The following is a 15,805-nucleotide window of genomic DNA, read 5'->3' as shown; positions in this document are numbered from 1 at the left end:
TACAAATTCCTCTCTTTTTTACTTAATTAATGCATTCGGATCAATAATCAGTGATACTTGTCCATCGCCCAGAATCGTTGCTCCAGAAATCGCAAATATATTTTGCAGATAGTTGCCCATCGATTTTAAAACAATTTCCCGCTGTCCAATTAACGAGTCCACAACCAGCCCTGTCATTCTGTTTCCTTTTTTCACTACTACAATCGAGTGGTGTTTATCAGTTGAATCCGTTTCGATCGGAACGTTGAAAATATCGGTTAAGGAAAGCAGCGGCACGACTTCGCCTCTAAAGTCCATTAATTTTTTGCCATGCGCATACATGATTTCTTCTTTTGAAAGTAAAACTGTCTCAACAATGGACGAAAGGGGTACAGCGTATATTTCCGTCTGAACTTTCACTAGTAACGTTGCCAAAATAGACAGCGTCAATGGTAATTGAATGGAAAACTTGCTGCCTTTTCCTGCTTCTGACTCGATAAAAATACTGCCACCAAGCGACTCAATCTTGCTCCTGACTACATCCAGTCCCACCCCACGTCCAGACAAATCGGTAACCTCGTCGGCAGTACTGAATCCTGACGCCATAATCGCCTGAAAGACTTCCTGATCTGCCAGCGTTTCGGCATGCTCGGCAGTATATAAACCATTTTCCACTGCCTTCGCGATAACTTTTTCCTTATTAATTCCAGCACCGTCATCCTCAATCTCAATAAACACGTGGTTTCCACTATGAAATGCCTGTAATTTCAAATGACCCACATCCGGCTTCCCGGACTGTTTCCTTACTTGTTGTGATTCGATCCCGTGATCGATCGAATTACGTATCAAATGAACAAGAGGATCGCCGATTTCATCGATAACCGTTCTATCAAGCTCCGTATCGGCACCAATAATTTCGAGATTAATATTTTTATTTAAATCCTTCGCTAAGCCTCGCACCATCCGTGGGAAACGATTGAAAACCTGTTCGACTGGAACCATGCGCATATTTAAAATTAACCCCTGCAGGTCTTCCGAAACACGCGACATGTGTTCGACAGTGTCAGTCAATTCATGATTTTTCAATTTTTTTGCCAGGTCCTCGAGACGCCCTCGGTCGATGACTACCTCTTCAAATAAGTTCATTAATTCATCGATCCGTTCGCTATTCACCCGAATCGTTTTAGAACCTTTCGTCCCCTTTGATTTTTCCTTAGCCTGTTCTTGTTCAGCAGGCTCTGACTCTTCTGTTTGCGTCACTGCTGGCTGTTTATCTGCCGAAAAATCACACACATCAACGGATTCAATCTCTGAAACTTTATGTATTCGCGCGCGAACAGCGTCAGGAGTATCATTGGATAATAGAATCAGCGCAAATTCCTGATCAAAGTTTTCGTCTTCCAGTTCTTCTATTGAAGGAACGGTTTTAATCACTTCACCTAAGTCCTTCACTATTTCAAAAACCATATAGACACGAGCAGCTTTCAGCATACAGTCTTCGGTTAAACGCACTTTGACCTCAAAAGCCTGGTATCCTTGTTCAATTGCCTGGGAAACTACTGTGTTCTGATACTCATCCAGCTCAATGGTACTAACGGCAGCTTCTGTTTTTTCGGCTGGGACCGTAACGCTTGTACCGTTTTCGATTTGTTCCAGCTGTTTTACGATGTGAGAGACATTCTTTTTTCCTTTGCCTCCCTCGCTGACATCACTTACCATTTCCTCTAGCGACTCAATTGCTTCAAACGTCACGTCAATTACAGCAGCTGATACGTTTAGTTTACTGTTGCGAATTTGGTCCAGCACGTTTTCCATTTGATGTGTCAGCGAAGCAATATCTTCAAACCCCATTGTTGCTGACATTCCTTTTAGCGTATGAGCGGACCTGAAAATTTCATCGACAATTTTAAGATCCTTCGGCTGTTTTTCAAGCTTCAGCAGGTTATCATTCACTGCCTGTAAATGTTCCCGGCTTTCGTCCAGAAACACCTCAATGTATTGATTTGTATCCATCAAATACTTCCTTTCGCTATCAATCTAGTAATAAATATATTTCCATTTCACCAACCTCTTCGAACGTTACCGTTACATGAATCGCCTGCGCAAATCCCGATAATTTTGTGTTGCCTTCAATAATAGTCGGCGAGGTGATATCCGTGCTGATTCCTTCTTTTACAATACTCGTGGAAAGACTTCCGGCTAACATATTCCCAAGTTCACCACTGAACGAGGAAAGCATTTCTCCTTCGAGTGGCATACCGAACATCGACTGGCCAATCGCACCAAATATTTCCGTCTCACCAGACAATACAATTTTCCCATTCACATCACCCGTAATACCGATCAGCACGCCAAACTGTATATGTAAAAGCTTATTCAGCAATTGCGGTTTCGTAATTTCATGTTCAATGGGGATGACCGTGTTTAATGAAGTGTACGTTCCATTTAACAATTCCTTTATCGATTTATTCCTTTTTTCTATCGTGATTGTCATGACCAATCTCTCCTCTAAGGCAGTAAATTCATGTGATTAAAAAATTGACTATTCCATGTTCAACTAAACGGCCACTAGATTTTAATATATGCTTTACTAGTAAGATTGGAAATTGGCAGCCAGGCTGTCGTGATGCCGGGTGAATTTCCACATCCAGCACCTTAGACCCTATAGCTTTGCGTCCCACCCTTTCGAATGGTTTGCCGTTAGCGTTTTGCCGGATAAAAATCTTCAAGAATCGACAATTTTGTTATTAGAAAATAAGTATTTGACAATAGTTCCTATTTCTTTATCGGCTAAAAAAAGATAAAAATTAACAAATTCCGATAAAAATTAATAAACCACATTCTTTATTCGTTTCTCTAAATCGAGTGGACGCATTGGTTTACTGAAGTAATAACCCTGAAGGAATGACTGACTGTTCTTTTTTACGAAATTCAATTGTTCCACCGTTTCAATTCCTTCAGTAATCACCTCAATGTTTAGGTCCTGGAGAATCTTGTAAAGCCCTATGAGTAAGCTCATGTCAAAGCTTTGTGAAGGAATGCGACTGATAAATGACCGATCCATTTTCACTATATCGACCGGGATATCCCGCAGACTATATAACGATGAAGTCCCCACACCAAAGTCGTCCAGCGAAATTTTCACACCGCGTTTCTGAATCTCTTTGACAAAACTAACGACATCTTCATCGAATACATAAATATCACTTTCGGTAATTTCTATTTGCAATCGTTCTGGCGGGAACAGTGTATCTGCAAGTAATCTATCCATCTCTTGTAAAAAATCATCTGATTTACGAAGCTGCGTTTTCGAGAAATTTATCGCGAGACTAAGGTTGTCATCCCCCATTAGATGCCACTTTTTCACTTGTGTTACTGCTTCACGAAGCACCCATATTCCTACTTCTCCCATTAAATCTGCTTCTTCCATCATTGGAATAAATTCAGAAGGCGGCACCATTCCATGTTCAGGATGATTCCAGCGCAATAACGCTTCTACTCCTAAAATATATTCTCCGTTCATATCCATTATTGGCTGGTAGTTCAGTGTAAGCTGGTCCCTTTCCAATGAATAGATCAAATCATTTTTTAACATTAAAAGATTTTGATATTCGTTTTCACTTGAGAGATCTTCGTAAAAAACAATTTGATTTTTCCCTTTAACTTTTGCCTCGTACATTGCTATATCAGCATGTTTTAGCGCACTCTCAAAATCCGGACTATCTGTTGGATATAAACTCACTCCCACACTTGTTGAAACAAACGTGTGAATGTGGCCGAATCTATACTCGACGTTCAATTCTTTCATAGTCGAAACTACCACCGTTTCAAGATCAGCTCTTGTTTCGAATGGCAAGACAATGACGAACTCGTCGCCGCCAATTCGGGAAATAATACTGTTTTCTGCCTTTATCATTTTTCTTAATCGCTTCGATACAGTCTTGAGCAATTGGTCACCTATGCCATGTCCCCACGTATCGTTCACACGTTTAAATCCATCTAAATCAAAAAATAAAATAGCTACATCATTACTTACTTCTTTTGCCAGCACTGGAAACTCCTTATATAAATAACTCCGATTGGATAATCCGGTTAACTGATCGTGGTATGCAAGGTCCAGGACTTCGCCGTGTGTCAGCTCAAGCGTAGTAAGCATGGTGTTGATGGAGCCTTCAAGTTCTTTAATTTCTTTGTTGTGCGTACTCCTAGATTGCACTCGATTCGAGAGATTGTCTTCAAACTTTATTTTTTTCGTCTGCAAGGCTAAATGTGACACTGGTCGAACAAAGAAATACTGAAATAAACCGAAGATCATAAATGAAACGATAAACAAAGAAATGGTCAGATAAAATAGAAATGTGTGTACGTTATCTATTTTTTCCTGATAAAAGGTACGATCCTTCGTAAGTATAATCTGAGCCGACTTCTGATTAAATTCGTCATTCAGTATCAGCGTTCCGTTGATCTGATTCTCATCTATTATTGTAATACTGTTCTCCGCGTCGGATGATGGCAACAGCAATGACAAGTCGAGTGATAACGCTTCACCGATCTTATCCACATATGCCTGATTTACCATCCGACCCATAACTATTTTTCCGGGTGACTCCCCGCTGCCATCGCTTAGATGAACTGAAAGAACTGATACTATTACTAAGCCAGCATTGTTTTTTACTAGAAAAATATCTTCATCTGCATCTCTTCGTTCCATAATGGTAGATATATTTGCTGTAAACGTCTGACTGACTACCATGTCCGATTGCTGTTCATAATTGTACCCCTTCTGGAATAAAATTTTCTCCTGATTATCGAAGAAAATCATGTATTCCAGTTGATTATTAATAAAAGTTTCATCTCCAAGGTTACTCTCGATGTACTCGGGATTTTCTCCATTTATAAATTGATACGTATCATCCCAGAATCCCCAATCACGATTCAAACGCTTGAGACTGCCTTTTTCAAGCTCGATGAAATTATCAATTCGATCAATATTTTGCTTGATCATCATGCGATCAATACTGTTAGCTTCTTCTATCAGCATAGGGCGAACTACGTAAAATAGGAGTGATAACATTAATGTGATACTTACTAAAAAGAGTATAATGGCCTGATTTTTTATTTTCATGATGTCCCCTCCACCCTTACTATCGACCACACTAGAGCAACCGTGAACAACAATAAAAAAATATAACAGATGGAAAAAAACGGAAAATGTACCAGGTACCGAAAAAAAGACACCAAAAAAGCGCTGGTCATATAAAAACCAGCGCTTTTCTTACTATAGTAATCTAGTGTCGTATTTACTCGGTTATATCTGAATAACAGCAAACCTTATTACGGCCATTTTTCTTTGCATAGTACAGTGCACTGTCCGCATTACTAAATAAATCGTCAAGGGAAAATACTTCTCCATTTGTGGAAGCTACCCCGATAGATACTGTGATATGAATGCTAGATGAACGTGGTACCTCAAACCCATGATCCTCCACATTTTCTCTTACTCTTTCTGCTATCTCCACCGCCTCACCTTTACTGCAATTCGGAAGTAAGATAGAAAACTCTTCCCCGCCATTCCTGGAAATACTGCCTTTAGCATCAGGCCCAGCAGTAAGCAAATTGGCTAGTTCCTTTAATATCGCGTCGCCTGCCTGATGTCCATACGTATCATTAATCTTTTTAAAAAAATCCACATCCACTAAGCACAACGAACAATGAGAGTTCTCTAACTTTGTATTTTCCAGCATGTCATTATAAAGCCGGTCAAACATCCTTACATTATAAAGACCAGTCAACGAATCCCGCTGTGAATTTTCCTTATACCTTCTATAGTTTTCACTGCTGATTCGAATGTAATTCACAAAATAATAAATGAAATAGCCTCCGAGAAATGCACTGATTATATGGTAGATTGCAACTTTCAGTAAACCAGCATCTGCTTCAGCTACCATATATAACGCCAGCGTGAAAATGGCTTGACTGTATAGCAGCAAAAATGTCCATTTCAGTAGAGCATTGTTTTTAACATAATGGGCTATCAGACTTGCCCCGCCCGCTATGAGCATCATCATAAAAAGCGATGTCACCGATGAAATATTAACGTCAATCACAAATCGTCCAAGCGAGATAATAATGGCAGCTATAAATGTAGGAATTGCTCCCCCAAAGAAAGCGACTAATATCACAGGAATGTGACGCAGATCGAGAATCGTTACATCATTAACATTGATGCTGTAGTACATTAATATAATTCCTAGTACTCCTGCTATCATACCGTCCATCACTTTAATAACAATAGGTGAGGATATGGTTAACCGATTATTTCTGAATACCTGATGCCATATAAACGTAAAGGACATCAACAACGATATGTTTACAATCAGATCACTAATCATTACCCCTACCACCGCCTACTTTAAAATCATTTACAATATCATAACCCAGAAAAACACCCCCGTAAATGCATCATTTCGCCATTCTGCATATTTCGACATAATTCGGGTCGTACCAGGTACCGGCATTTTTATGGATAATTATGGTAAATGTACCAGGTACCGAATGTGGGATATCTATTTTTCGAGTTGCGATTTAGCTTGATTTGAGATTGTTAGAGCGGATGAGTACGCATTTTAAGTATATATCTCCAAATGATAGCGCTTTCCATAACTATCTCGCATATATGCACCCCACTTACCGAAAAACCCTTGAAGTATTACCGCTAGATGTTATTATTACTAACGTTAATCAAACAGTAAATCAATCAAATCAATCAAAAGCGTAGCAATAGTCGCTTGTAGAGAAATGACAAATAAAAACTATCAATTAAACACACTAGTAATATTAATAGTAGAAGGAGTTTTATCTTGACACATGAAATAGACGCAAAACGCATTGTAATTAAAATTGGCAGCAGTTCTCTAACAAGTATGAATGGAGAAGTAAGTCGCAGAAAACTGGAAAAGCTTGTGGAAGAAGTCGTTCGACTAAAAGACGATGGTCATCAGGTCCTGCTCGTATCGTCAGGAGCTGTCGCTGCGGGATATCGCCGACTCGGATATCTGAATCGCCCTGATTCATTACCGGAGAAGCAGGCATCCGCATCGGTTGGTCAGGGACTGCTGATCGAATCCTATTCGGATAGCTTTATGTCGCATGGCTATATCGCATCACAAATATTGATCACACGCGATGATTTTTCCGACGAGAAGCGTTATAACAATGCACGAAACACCATTAACGTACTGCTCGAGCGTGGAATTGTTCCTATCGTAAATGAAAATGACACGATTTCCATGGACTTCCTGAAATTCGGAGATAACGACACGCTTTCAGCAAAAGTTGCTGGACTTGTCGACGCCGATAAGTTAATCATACTTTCTGATATTGATGGATTGTATGACGCAGACCCTCGCAAAGACGAGAACGCGCAACTGCTGAAAGAAGTAAATGAAATAACTCCTGAAATCGAAGACGCGGCTGGTGAACCTGGCAGTGAAAACGGAACAGGCGGAATGAAATCAAAGATTGAAGCGATTAAAATTACGATGGCATCCGGCATTTCTTCTTTCTTAGGAAACGCAACGAAAAAGAACATCGTGTATGACGCAGTTCATAACGAAGCCAAAGGATCATATTTTGAACCGAAAAGCGATATCCAGAATTTAAACCAGAAAAAACAATGGATCGCCTTTAATTCAGGACCAGAAGGTAAAGTTACCGTGAACCATACAACTAGAGAAGCAATTATTAACGATAAAATCAGCTTGGATCCTACAGATCTGCACACCGTAAGTGGAAGATTTGATAAAGGCGCAGTAGTTACCATTATCGATGTGAAGGGCGAGGTTATTGGCCTTGGAGTCGTAAACTACTCGTCAGATGCATTGAATAAATTAATTAACCAGCCTGATATTGAAATGGATAACTATCAAAAAATAGCAATTGAAAATAAACACCTTGTCTGCCATTTAGACGCTGAAGTACCGGTAGACAGCTTAGCAACCATATAAACCTGGAGGGATTGGATGACTATTACGACTGAAAAAGTAAATGTAGAACAACAAGCCTTAGACGCAAAAAAAGCTGCTAAAACTTTATCCATCTTAACAACAGAAGAGAAAAATGATGCACTGAATATAGTAGCAGACACCATTGATAAGGAATACGAAACTATTTTAAAAGCTAATGAAGAAGACTTAAAAAACGGCCATGCGCAAGGATACGATGACGCGTTTATCGATCGCTTAACGCTTACAAAAGAACGAATTGAAGAATTCGCGCAAGGACTTCGTGAAGTAGCACTGCTTGAAGATCCAACTGGCGACATTCAGTCTGACTGGACGCTGGAGAATGGATTAAATGTGCAAAAAATAACTGTCCCGCTTGGGGTTATTGGCATGATTTATGAAGCTCGGCCGAATGTAACCGTAGACGCTACTGGTCTTGCGCTAAAATCAGGTAACGCGATTGTCTTAAAAGGTGGTTCGTCTGCAATCACTTCCAATAAAGCAATAGTGGAAGTACTTCATCGCGGACTTGAAAAAACAAAGATTCCAAAAGAAGCTGTTCAATTTATTGCGAGCACCGACCGTGCCGCAACACAGCAGCTATTTACAATGAAAGAACACATCGACGTACTGATTCCACGTGGCGGAGGATCTTTAATAAAAGCCGTTGTCAATAATGCCACGGTTCCGGTACTGGAAACTGGTGTTGGAAATTGCCACCTGTATATTGATAAAGATGCAGATACAGACAAGGCGTTAGCCATTTTAGTCAATGCGAAAACAGACCGCCCTGCTGTGTGTAATGCACTCGAAACAGCAATTATTCATGAAGAATGGCTGGAAGCTAACAAATCAGCATTAATCGAAACCCTAAGCGAACACGGCATTCAGGTACATGGTGACAGCACGATTGTCGAGCAGATCCCTGGCGCTGTTGCAGCCGAAGAAGCTGACTGGGCAAATGAGTATCTGAGCAAAGATATAGCAATTAAAACTGTTTCAAACTTAACAGAAGCAGTCGAGCATATTGAAACTTATGGAACTAAACACTCGGAAGCTATCATTACCGAGAATAAAGAAACGGCTACTATGTTTATGAAGCTAGTTGACGCTGCAGCACTATACCACAATGCATCAACTCGTTTCACTGACGGCAGCGCCCTTGGATTCGGTGCAGAGATTGGAATTTCCACTCAAAAACTGCACGCAAGAGGACCAATGGGACTACCAGCATTAACCACCGTAAAGTATTTAATGCATGGTAATGGCCAGATCAGATAACAGCAACTTAAATAGGTACCTGGCACATTTTCCATTAACTGGAAAATGTGCCAGGTACCGTTTTTTTATAGCTTAAATCGGACTACTTCTTCGTTTAGCTGGTCTGCGAGTTTAGCCAGTTCGTCTGCGTTAGCGGATACTTCTTCCATCGAGGTGCTTGATTGTTCTGCTGAGGCTGCCACCTCTTCCACTCCTGCAGCTGTCTCCTCTGAAACGGAAGCAATTTCCTCAATAGACCTGCTCATCTCTGTATTGTTTTCCGAAATATCCTTCAAATTGCCTGTGATGGTTTGAATTTTTGTTACAACAGCGGTAACAGATTGATTTATTTTTTCAAACGTTTCACCGGTAACATTTATTTGTTTGGAACCTTCGTTCACTTCTTTATAACCCTCTTCAAGCGAAAGCGCAACACCATTAGACTCAGTTTGGATTTTCCCTACAATGGTTGTAATTTCTTCAACTGAATTACTAACCTGCTCAGCAAGTTTTCGAACCTCATCAGCGACCACAGCAAATCCTTTACCATGTTCGCCAGCACGTGCAGCTTCAATCGCGGCATTCAGTGCCAGTAGATTCGTCTGTTCCGCTACATCTTTTATTACGGAAACCAGTTTCGTAATCTCCTGGGATTGTGCATCGAGTCCTCTAACTTTCGCAAGTGCGTCATTCACGATCTCATCAATATTCTGCATTTGCTTAACAGACTTTTTCATCAGCACATTGCCTTCGTCCGTCATCGAAAGAACGACATCTGTCGAATTTGCAGCGTCCATGCCATTTTCATGGGTCTGCTCTACGATACTGCTGAATCTTTCCATCAGCTCCGTTAAACTGTTAGCGCTGTTTGCCTGTGATTCAGCACCCGATGATACTTCCTGCATCGTCGAAGCAATCTGTTCACTGCCCTCTTTCACCTCGTTAGAGGATTCAATCAGTTGCACGCTTTGTCCCGTAACACGCTTCGAGGCATGGGTAACCCGGTTGACAATCGTATATAAATTTTCTTTCATGGCATTAACCGAATGCGCCAGTTCACTCAACTCATCCTTGCTTTTCACTATTACCGGTGCACCAGTAAGGTCACCATGTTCAATCTGTTCCATGCCTTCCCGGATAATTTTAATGTTCCCTACAAATTTCCGTACAAATAGATAAACAATTAATAACCCAATAACAATTGACACAGCAGCCGTTATTATCGTGGTTTGCAGAATATCGTTACGTAATAACGTAGCAAGCTTCGACATTTCAAAATCCATTCCCACAACCCCAATCACGTCGCCGCCTGAATTTGTCAGCGTTGTCGCCAAGGTGATCGTCGACTTGCCTGTCCCTGTATCCACATACGGTTTCGTCCAGATGACTTCCCCATTCGCTTCCGCCGCTTTGGTGTACCACTCCGTTGTGCGCGGATCATACGCATTCAAATCTACTTCCTCCGGCGGTATGTTATTTAAATAAAACGCACCAGAATCAGTCGCCATATACAAATTCAACAAATACTCATCATACTTCTCGGACAGATTTGTAAAATATGATTGATAAAATACAGTTTTATCCGCATCATTTACGGAAGGCATATTGGTAAATTGGTTCTGCCCGTCCACATCAACCTTGTACGTCTCATATTGCATTTCCGGGAGACCCGTGATGTCCTTCAATCCGTTTTCATATGTATTGAAAATTTCTTCTGATTTCGATGACATTTCCACAATATCCTTTTTCTGAAGTACCGCTTTTTCCAGAATGGCTGTTTGCTGATAGGAAAAAAATGATACGAATGCTAGCGGTATAATTAATAGAATCATCATAAAGATTGGCAGCTTGTACTTTATCATTCTTAGTTTTTTCATCGTCTTCCCCCTGATTGTTTCTTATCTTTTTAAAATATACGCTTCATTAACCTCCTGTTCTGAATAATAGATAAATTAGTCAACTTTCCTATATATCGACATTTTCCTTTAACGTTTAAGGGATTTCTTAATTAATTGACAAAATTATTTAAAATTATTAATTAATTTCCTTTTCGCGGGCACGGCATCAGTCTCCTTGCCCCGGCAAGGGGTATGCCGACGTTGTCAGCAAAGGACGGTTTTAGTCTGCCTTCATCTTTTAAACCTCTCTGCGGGACCTTCAGACTCGTGCTGTTCCCGCAGGAGTCAACGGTCCTCCGCTTCAAACAACTGCCATATTTGTGAGAAATTCATGCATTGATTCATAAAAATGATTTCTTACATTCTTCATAGCAGCGTAGTATTTTTCCGCAGCGTTCGCAGGGCATCCAACATATTTTTTAGTTACATTGCTGTTTACATCTTCTACGACGGAGTAACTAGCAACCTGTTTTCACCTATTTCAAGTGCTACAAGAACGAAAGCTCATTGCATTCACCAAAAATATCAATCTTCGAAAGTCCAGCGATCCTCTCACATCTCTAGTAAATCGCAGTATGTTAAAATGAATTCAATACAGTATTGAAAATCTAATAGTGACATAAGGATGGATGATAAGATGAATAACCTAATTAAAACATTTATCGAAGCACGTAATTATTTTCCAAGTTTAAATAAGAATTACACCGGCCAGAAAGCCTTTTTCTTTGATAACTCTGCTGGCGCACAGGTATCGCACTTTGTAATTGATAGAGTCAGTGATTTTTATACAAACCGTAATGCACAAAAAGGGACGATATTCAGTCGGACGGAGCAGATGCAGCAGACGATTATTGACGGTCGGCAGGTTGCTGCGGATTTAATCGGTGCGCGTGACCACACAGAAATTGCATTCGGTTTAAATGCCACAAGTTTATTCCAGCTTTTCGCCCACCACTTGGCACGGGATTTACATAAGGGAGACCATATTATCGTAACCGAAGCAGACCACCGTTCGAACGTCGATCCGTGGGTCGAGCTTGAAGAACGTGGCATTCATGTTCATTTGTGGAATGTGGACGATGACGGTAATTTAGATCTCAAGCAGTATGAAAAGTTATTATCAGTCTCGCCAAAAATAGTCGCAGTTGGCTGGGCGTCAAACGCAACAGGAACCGTTCATGACATGAAAAAAATCACAAAAATGGCACATGCAGCAGGTGCACTTGTTGTTGCTGACGGCGTTCAGACAGCAAGTCACATGCCTGTTGATGTAAAAGACGCTGGCGTAGATTTCGTGGCATTTTCAACTTATAAAATCTTTGGACCGCATATGGGATTTTGCTATATCAATCGGGATAATTTAGAACGGTTACAAGACTATAGAATAAAAAACGAATTAGAAGAAAACGCGTATTTTTTCGAAGTTGGTACCCAAAATCATGAAGGAATCGAAGCATTTATTGGTTCGATGGAGTACTTGTCCAAGCTTGCATCAGATGCAGAAGAAAACGGCCTAAAAATGGACCCTGCTTTACTCCCTACTGCACAGACAGAAAAACGCAGAGAATTAGTCACTGCCATGTACTGGGCAAATGAATATGAAAAAGAACTGTCCCGTTACTTTCTGCAAAAGCTGAAAAACATCCCGGATGTTGTGCTATATGGTAAAGGCGAAGATGAAATTGATCAACGCGTTCCAGTCTTCTCTTTCAATATCAAAAAATTGCGTGCCGAAGATATGGGTGTTGCGTTAAATGACCTTGCGATCGAAGCAAGAACCGGTGACTATTTTGCTATCAATTTAATGAAACGACTAGCGCACGACTATAACGGATCCGGCCTGCGAATCAGTCTCGTGCATTACAATACATTCGAGGAAATTGATTACTTCTTTGAAAGTTTACAACGCGTATTATCTGAAATAGATAGGTAGGTAGCGAGGATAGAACGAAGGCATTGTCCTGGAAGTCGAGTACGTCCATGATGCTGCGAAAACTATCATTCCTTGCGAGTTCAAGGTCAAAAAACCAACAAAGGCTTTCACCATTACAAATCGGTGAAAGCCTTTAACATGTTTTCTTATAGATAGTAAGACAATGGTTTCGGTTTCCCCAGAAAATAACCCTGACCATATATAACATCTAAGTCCATTGCTTTAATTAAATCTTCTTCCTCTTCCAGTCCTTCCAAAATCATTATTGTATCTTCTCCCAGTAAATCCTGCATCAATTTAATTAACTTTTGCTTCTTGATGTTCGTTGCTAAATCCTTTGAAAAATAAAGGTCTATTTTAGCGTAGTCAGGACTGATCTCTAACAGCGAAAGGAGGTTGGATTCACCTTTGCCAACATCATCAAGCGCTATTGAAAATCCTTGCTCTCTCAGCTCTGATACGATAACTTTCAGTTCAGAGAGATTACTGAATTCTTCTGCTCTGTTTATTTCAAATACAATGGATTTAGGGTCTACCTTTAACGTCTTCAATATTTTCTCTAAATTTTTAGTGAAAGAAGGGTTGGTTAAGGTGGATGGGAATACGTTTATAAATAATGGGGCATCCTCCATGAATTTTGTGTCCCGCTTAAATGTTACAAATGCCATGTAGATTGATTTCATATCCAGATCAAATAACCTATTTTTTTTGCTTGCGTAGGAAAATAAGGATTCAGGACTGTCAAATAAATCTGCTCGTATTAGAACTTCATATCCGTATATTTTGTGTTTCTTTAAATCAACTATTGGTTGAATAACATGATAGAAGTCGATCTCGCTTATAATTCTATCCAGCATTAATTTTTCCACATTAATTCTCCTTCATCTGTTGTATTAACGCTTTTTTAGCGGATTTTTCTATACTTAAAGGACATATAACTATTTAATATTTCCATTACTATAATTGGCTATTTCCCTATTCCGGGGCATTAAAACCAACATCTTATAAAAATATTAACCCTAAGCTCGCTGTTTTTCGACAAAAACCGGGGCGTACCTGGTACATTATCCAATTTTTTACAATTTTTCCATTTGGCGCAGCTTTTTCCTTACGTGTTTGCCGAGGCTTTTGACAGCGTCTATGGTCATGCCCTGTTCTTCGGCTATTTCATTTATTGATTTATTTAGGATGATATAATGATAAACCCAGTTCCACTGCCGCTCCGATAACACTGATTTTATATGCTCCCACATGATAGAATCGTCTGCTGAGCCGTTCGAAATATCTGGAATAAGCGAATTACTCTTTCGAATACGATTACTGTTATACGTTCGGTTACCAATTTCCTGGACACATAAATTTTCATTTGACTCCTCTCTTGACTTCTTACGCATTAAATCGATTAATCTATTTTTGATTGTATAGTTGAAGTAAGTGGACATCACACCCTTGTCCGGTTCGTATGTTTTGTATGCGTTCCACATCGCAAATAGCCCTTCCTGATAAAATTCCTGATGCGGATCATTAATATGCAAGTTATGTATATGGTAATGAATTCTGCGATTATTCTGCTCATATATTTCTTCAAACGTAAACTGCTTTTTTTCCTCCATTTTCCATTCCCCCACCAAAATTAATACTACTCACTATTATTATCGAAAAAAGAACGTATTTGGTGGCAACTAAATTAAAAAAGTATCGATGAAATGAAATTCCCCTCATTTTGTCGATACTTTTCATTACTTATTTAGTTTTACTACCGCACTTTATTCTCCACTAGCATCCGTAATATCAAATCAAAGTAACTAAACAAATATCCTTTATCAACTTTTGGCTTTCTCCAATACCACAGCGGAGGCAGCGATGTGCCAATTGAAGCTGTACGCTCCCTTCTATAGTACTGCACAATACGTAGATTCTGCTCAAAAATCTCTTCAAAACTAACACCAGACACCATTTCCATTTCCCTCTCTCAAAACCTCGTTTAATAGTGACAAATAACTGTTAAGTTCCACTATTTATAATATACTTTCAACCTAGTCCTAATTATAAAAAAACACACAATTCTAGTGTGCAAATAAATTTACACACGTTTTGTGTGGTTTTACCTCATTCCACACGCTTTGTGGTATTTTTCACCCCAATAGAGAGGGTGGAAACGATGAATGATTTAGGAAGGCGTCTTGAGAATCTGCGTGAGAAGCATGGTTTTTACAAAAAGGATGTAAGCAGTAAACTTGGATTTTCCGAGAATGTTTATGGATCATACGAGCGCGGAGAACGAACTCCATCAATTGAAACGGTAAAAGAACTATCCATCTTGTTTGAAACTACTACCGATTACTTGATAACTGGGAAAGAACACAATACGTCTGCTGGCAAAAGTGAAAACTACATACAACTGGTCAACCTGTTTTCAAAAATGGGAATCGACACGCCAAACTTTCTGCAAATGGAAAAATGGTCGATCCTTTCACAGGAAGATGTAAGAGAAGTTAACGACCACTTTGAATGGATTTACCAACGAGCAAAATCACGCAGATAAAGGGACAGAGGGACGGTTCTTTTGTCCCGCCAACGCGGGACAGAAGAACCGTCCCTCTGTCCCTATTGAAATCCCATCTTAGAAATAGTAAGATGAGGGTAACATATTTAATTAATTTAATTAAGTACACATCATCACCTACTATAAATTCAATTCCTTTTAGGGGGCTTCTCCGTGCAAATCGAAC

At 39.8% G+C, this 15,805-nt stretch carries 12 protein-coding genes and 1 riboswitch; of the genes, 4 read left to right on the top strand and 8 right to left on the bottom strand.

Going from position 1 to position 15,805, the window contains the following annotated elements:
• Positions 1 to 18: 18 nt before the first annotated feature.
• The 4 genes from VBD025_RS06875 to VBD025_RS06860 all read right to left on the bottom strand — a co-directional run bounded on the left by VBD025_RS06875 (position 19) and on the right by VBD025_RS06860 (position 6,371).
• Complete coding sequence (locus VBD025_RS06875; protein ID WP_430790596.1) at positions 19 to 1,992, bottom strand: chemotaxis protein CheW; 1,974 nt, start codon at positions 1,990 to 1,992, stop codon at positions 19 to 21.
• 19 nt (positions 1,993 to 2,011) lie between these two features.
• Positions 2,012 to 2,473: a chemotaxis protein CheX gene (locus VBD025_RS06870; RefSeq protein ID WP_430790594.1), complete on the bottom strand. Its 462-nt coding sequence runs from the start codon at positions 2,471 to 2,473 to the stop codon at positions 2,012 to 2,014.
• A gap of 111 nt (positions 2,474 to 2,584) precedes the next feature.
• Positions 2,585 to 2,688, bottom strand: a riboswitch (cyclic di-GMP riboswitch).
• Between the two features lie 118 nt (positions 2,689 to 2,806).
• Positions 2,807 to 5,104, bottom strand: a complete 2,298-nt coding sequence (locus VBD025_RS06865; RefSeq protein ID WP_430790592.1) for an EAL domain-containing protein — start codon at positions 5,102 to 5,104, stop codon at positions 2,807 to 2,809.
• Between the two features lie 175 nt (positions 5,105 to 5,279).
• Positions 5,280 to 6,371 carry a GGDEF domain-containing protein gene (locus VBD025_RS06860; RefSeq protein WP_430790590.1) on the bottom strand — a complete coding sequence of 364 codons (1,092 nt, stop codon included), beginning with the start codon at positions 6,369 to 6,371 and terminating at the stop codon, positions 5,280 to 5,282.
• Positions 6,372 to 6,902: 531 nt separating this feature from the next.
• On the opposite strand from VBD025_RS06860, the gene proB reads away from it, so the two are divergent.
• Both proB and VBD025_RS06850 read left to right on the top strand, forming a co-directional pair.
• Positions 6,903 to 7,985 (top strand): glutamate 5-kinase, encoded by a 1,083-nt coding sequence (gene proB, locus VBD025_RS06855; protein ID WP_430791298.1) that lies wholly within the window; start codon positions 6,903 to 6,905, stop codon positions 7,983 to 7,985.
• Positions 7,986 to 8,000: 15 nt separating this feature from the next.
• On the top strand, positions 8,001 to 9,263 hold the full coding sequence (locus tag VBD025_RS06850; protein ID WP_430790588.1) for a glutamate-5-semialdehyde dehydrogenase: 1,263 nt from the start codon (positions 8,001 to 8,003) through the stop codon (positions 9,261 to 9,263).
• 65 nt (positions 9,264 to 9,328) lie between these two features.
• Here VBD025_RS06850 and VBD025_RS06845 read toward each other — a convergent pair whose 3' ends face one another.
• Positions 9,329 to 11,119: a methyl-accepting chemotaxis protein gene (locus VBD025_RS06845; RefSeq protein ID WP_430790586.1), complete on the bottom strand. Its 1,791-nt coding sequence runs from the start codon at positions 11,117 to 11,119 to the stop codon at positions 9,329 to 9,331.
• A gap of 658 nt (positions 11,120 to 11,777) precedes the next feature.
• On the opposite strand from VBD025_RS06845, the gene VBD025_RS06840 reads away from it, so the two are divergent.
• On the top strand, positions 11,778 to 13,073 hold the full coding sequence (locus VBD025_RS06840; protein WP_430790584.1) for a cysteine desulfurase-like protein: 1,296 nt from the start codon (positions 11,778 to 11,780) through the stop codon (positions 13,071 to 13,073).
• Positions 13,074 to 13,219: 146 nt separating this feature from the next.
• On the opposite strand, the gene VBD025_RS06835 is transcribed toward VBD025_RS06840, so the two are convergent.
• From VBD025_RS06835 to VBD025_RS06825, 3 genes are all read right to left on the bottom strand, one after another.
• Positions 13,220 to 13,942 (bottom strand): EAL domain-containing protein, encoded by a 723-nt coding sequence (locus tag VBD025_RS06835; RefSeq protein WP_430790582.1) that lies wholly within the window; start codon positions 13,940 to 13,942, stop codon positions 13,220 to 13,222.
• A 207-nt stretch (positions 13,943 to 14,149) separates the two neighbouring features.
• On the bottom strand, positions 14,150 to 14,686 hold the full coding sequence (locus VBD025_RS06830; protein ID WP_430790580.1) for a sigma-70 family RNA polymerase sigma factor: 537 nt from the start codon (positions 14,684 to 14,686) through the stop codon (positions 14,150 to 14,152).
• Between the two features lie 143 nt (positions 14,687 to 14,829).
• Entirely contained in the window at positions 14,830 to 15,036 is a 207-nt protein-coding gene (locus VBD025_RS06825; RefSeq protein ID WP_430790578.1) for a hypothetical protein, read from the bottom strand.
• A gap of 198 nt (positions 15,037 to 15,234) precedes the next feature.
• Here VBD025_RS06825 and VBD025_RS06820 point away from each other — a divergent pair, with 198 nt between their 5' ends.
• Entirely contained in the window at positions 15,235 to 15,618 is a 384-nt protein-coding gene (locus tag VBD025_RS06820) for a helix-turn-helix domain-containing protein (RefSeq protein ID WP_430790576.1), read from the top strand.
• Positions 15,619 to 15,805: the final 187 nt, after the last annotated feature.

The organism is Virgibacillus flavescens, assembly GCF_050574275.1.
In the GTDB taxonomy this organism is placed as follows: Bacteria; Bacillota; Bacilli; order Bacillales; family Amphibacillaceae; genus Virgibacillus_F; species Virgibacillus_F flavescens.
Note: the sequence above shows the minus strand (reverse complement) of the source record. Positions and strands in the feature narration are given on the sequence as shown.

Excerpts from the sequence above, each read along its gene's own strand:
- proB (WP_430791298.1), top strand. The coding sequence starts at position 6,903 with ATGAATGGAGAAGTAAGTCGCAGAAAACTGGAAAAGCTTGTGGAAGAA.
- VBD025_RS06830 (WP_430790580.1), bottom strand. The coding sequence starts at position 14,686 with ATGGAGGAAAAAAAGCAGTTTACGTTTGAAGAAATATATGAGCAGAAT.
- VBD025_RS06875 (WP_430790596.1), bottom strand. The coding sequence starts at position 1,992 with ATGGATACAAATCAATACATTGAGGTGTTTCTGGACGAAAGCCGGGAA.
- VBD025_RS06825 (WP_430790578.1), bottom strand. The coding sequence starts at position 15,036 with ATGGAAATGGTGTCTGGTGTTAGTTTTGAAGAGATTTTTGAGCAGAAT.
- VBD025_RS06850 (WP_430790588.1), top strand. The coding sequence starts at position 8,001 with ATGACTATTACGACTGAAAAAGTAAATGTAGAACAACAAGCCTTAGAC.
- VBD025_RS06820 (WP_430790576.1), top strand. The coding sequence starts at position 15,235 with ATGAATGATTTAGGAAGGCGTCTTGAGAATCTGCGTGAGAAGCATGGT.
- VBD025_RS06860 (WP_430790590.1), bottom strand. The coding sequence starts at position 6,371 with ATGATTAGTGATCTGATTGTAAACATATCGTTGTTGATGTCCTTTACG.
- VBD025_RS06840 (WP_430790584.1), top strand. The coding sequence starts at position 11,778 with ATGAATAACCTAATTAAAACATTTATCGAAGCACGTAATTATTTTCCA.
- VBD025_RS06865 (WP_430790592.1), bottom strand. The coding sequence starts at position 5,104 with ATGAAAATAAAAAATCAGGCCATTATACTCTTTTTAGTAAGTATCACA.
- VBD025_RS06845 (WP_430790586.1), bottom strand. The coding sequence starts at position 11,119 with ATGAAAAAACTAAGAATGATAAAGTACAAGCTGCCAATCTTTATGATG.
- VBD025_RS06870 (WP_430790594.1), bottom strand. The coding sequence starts at position 2,473 with ATGACAATCACGATAGAAAAAAGGAATAAATCGATAAAGGAATTGTTA.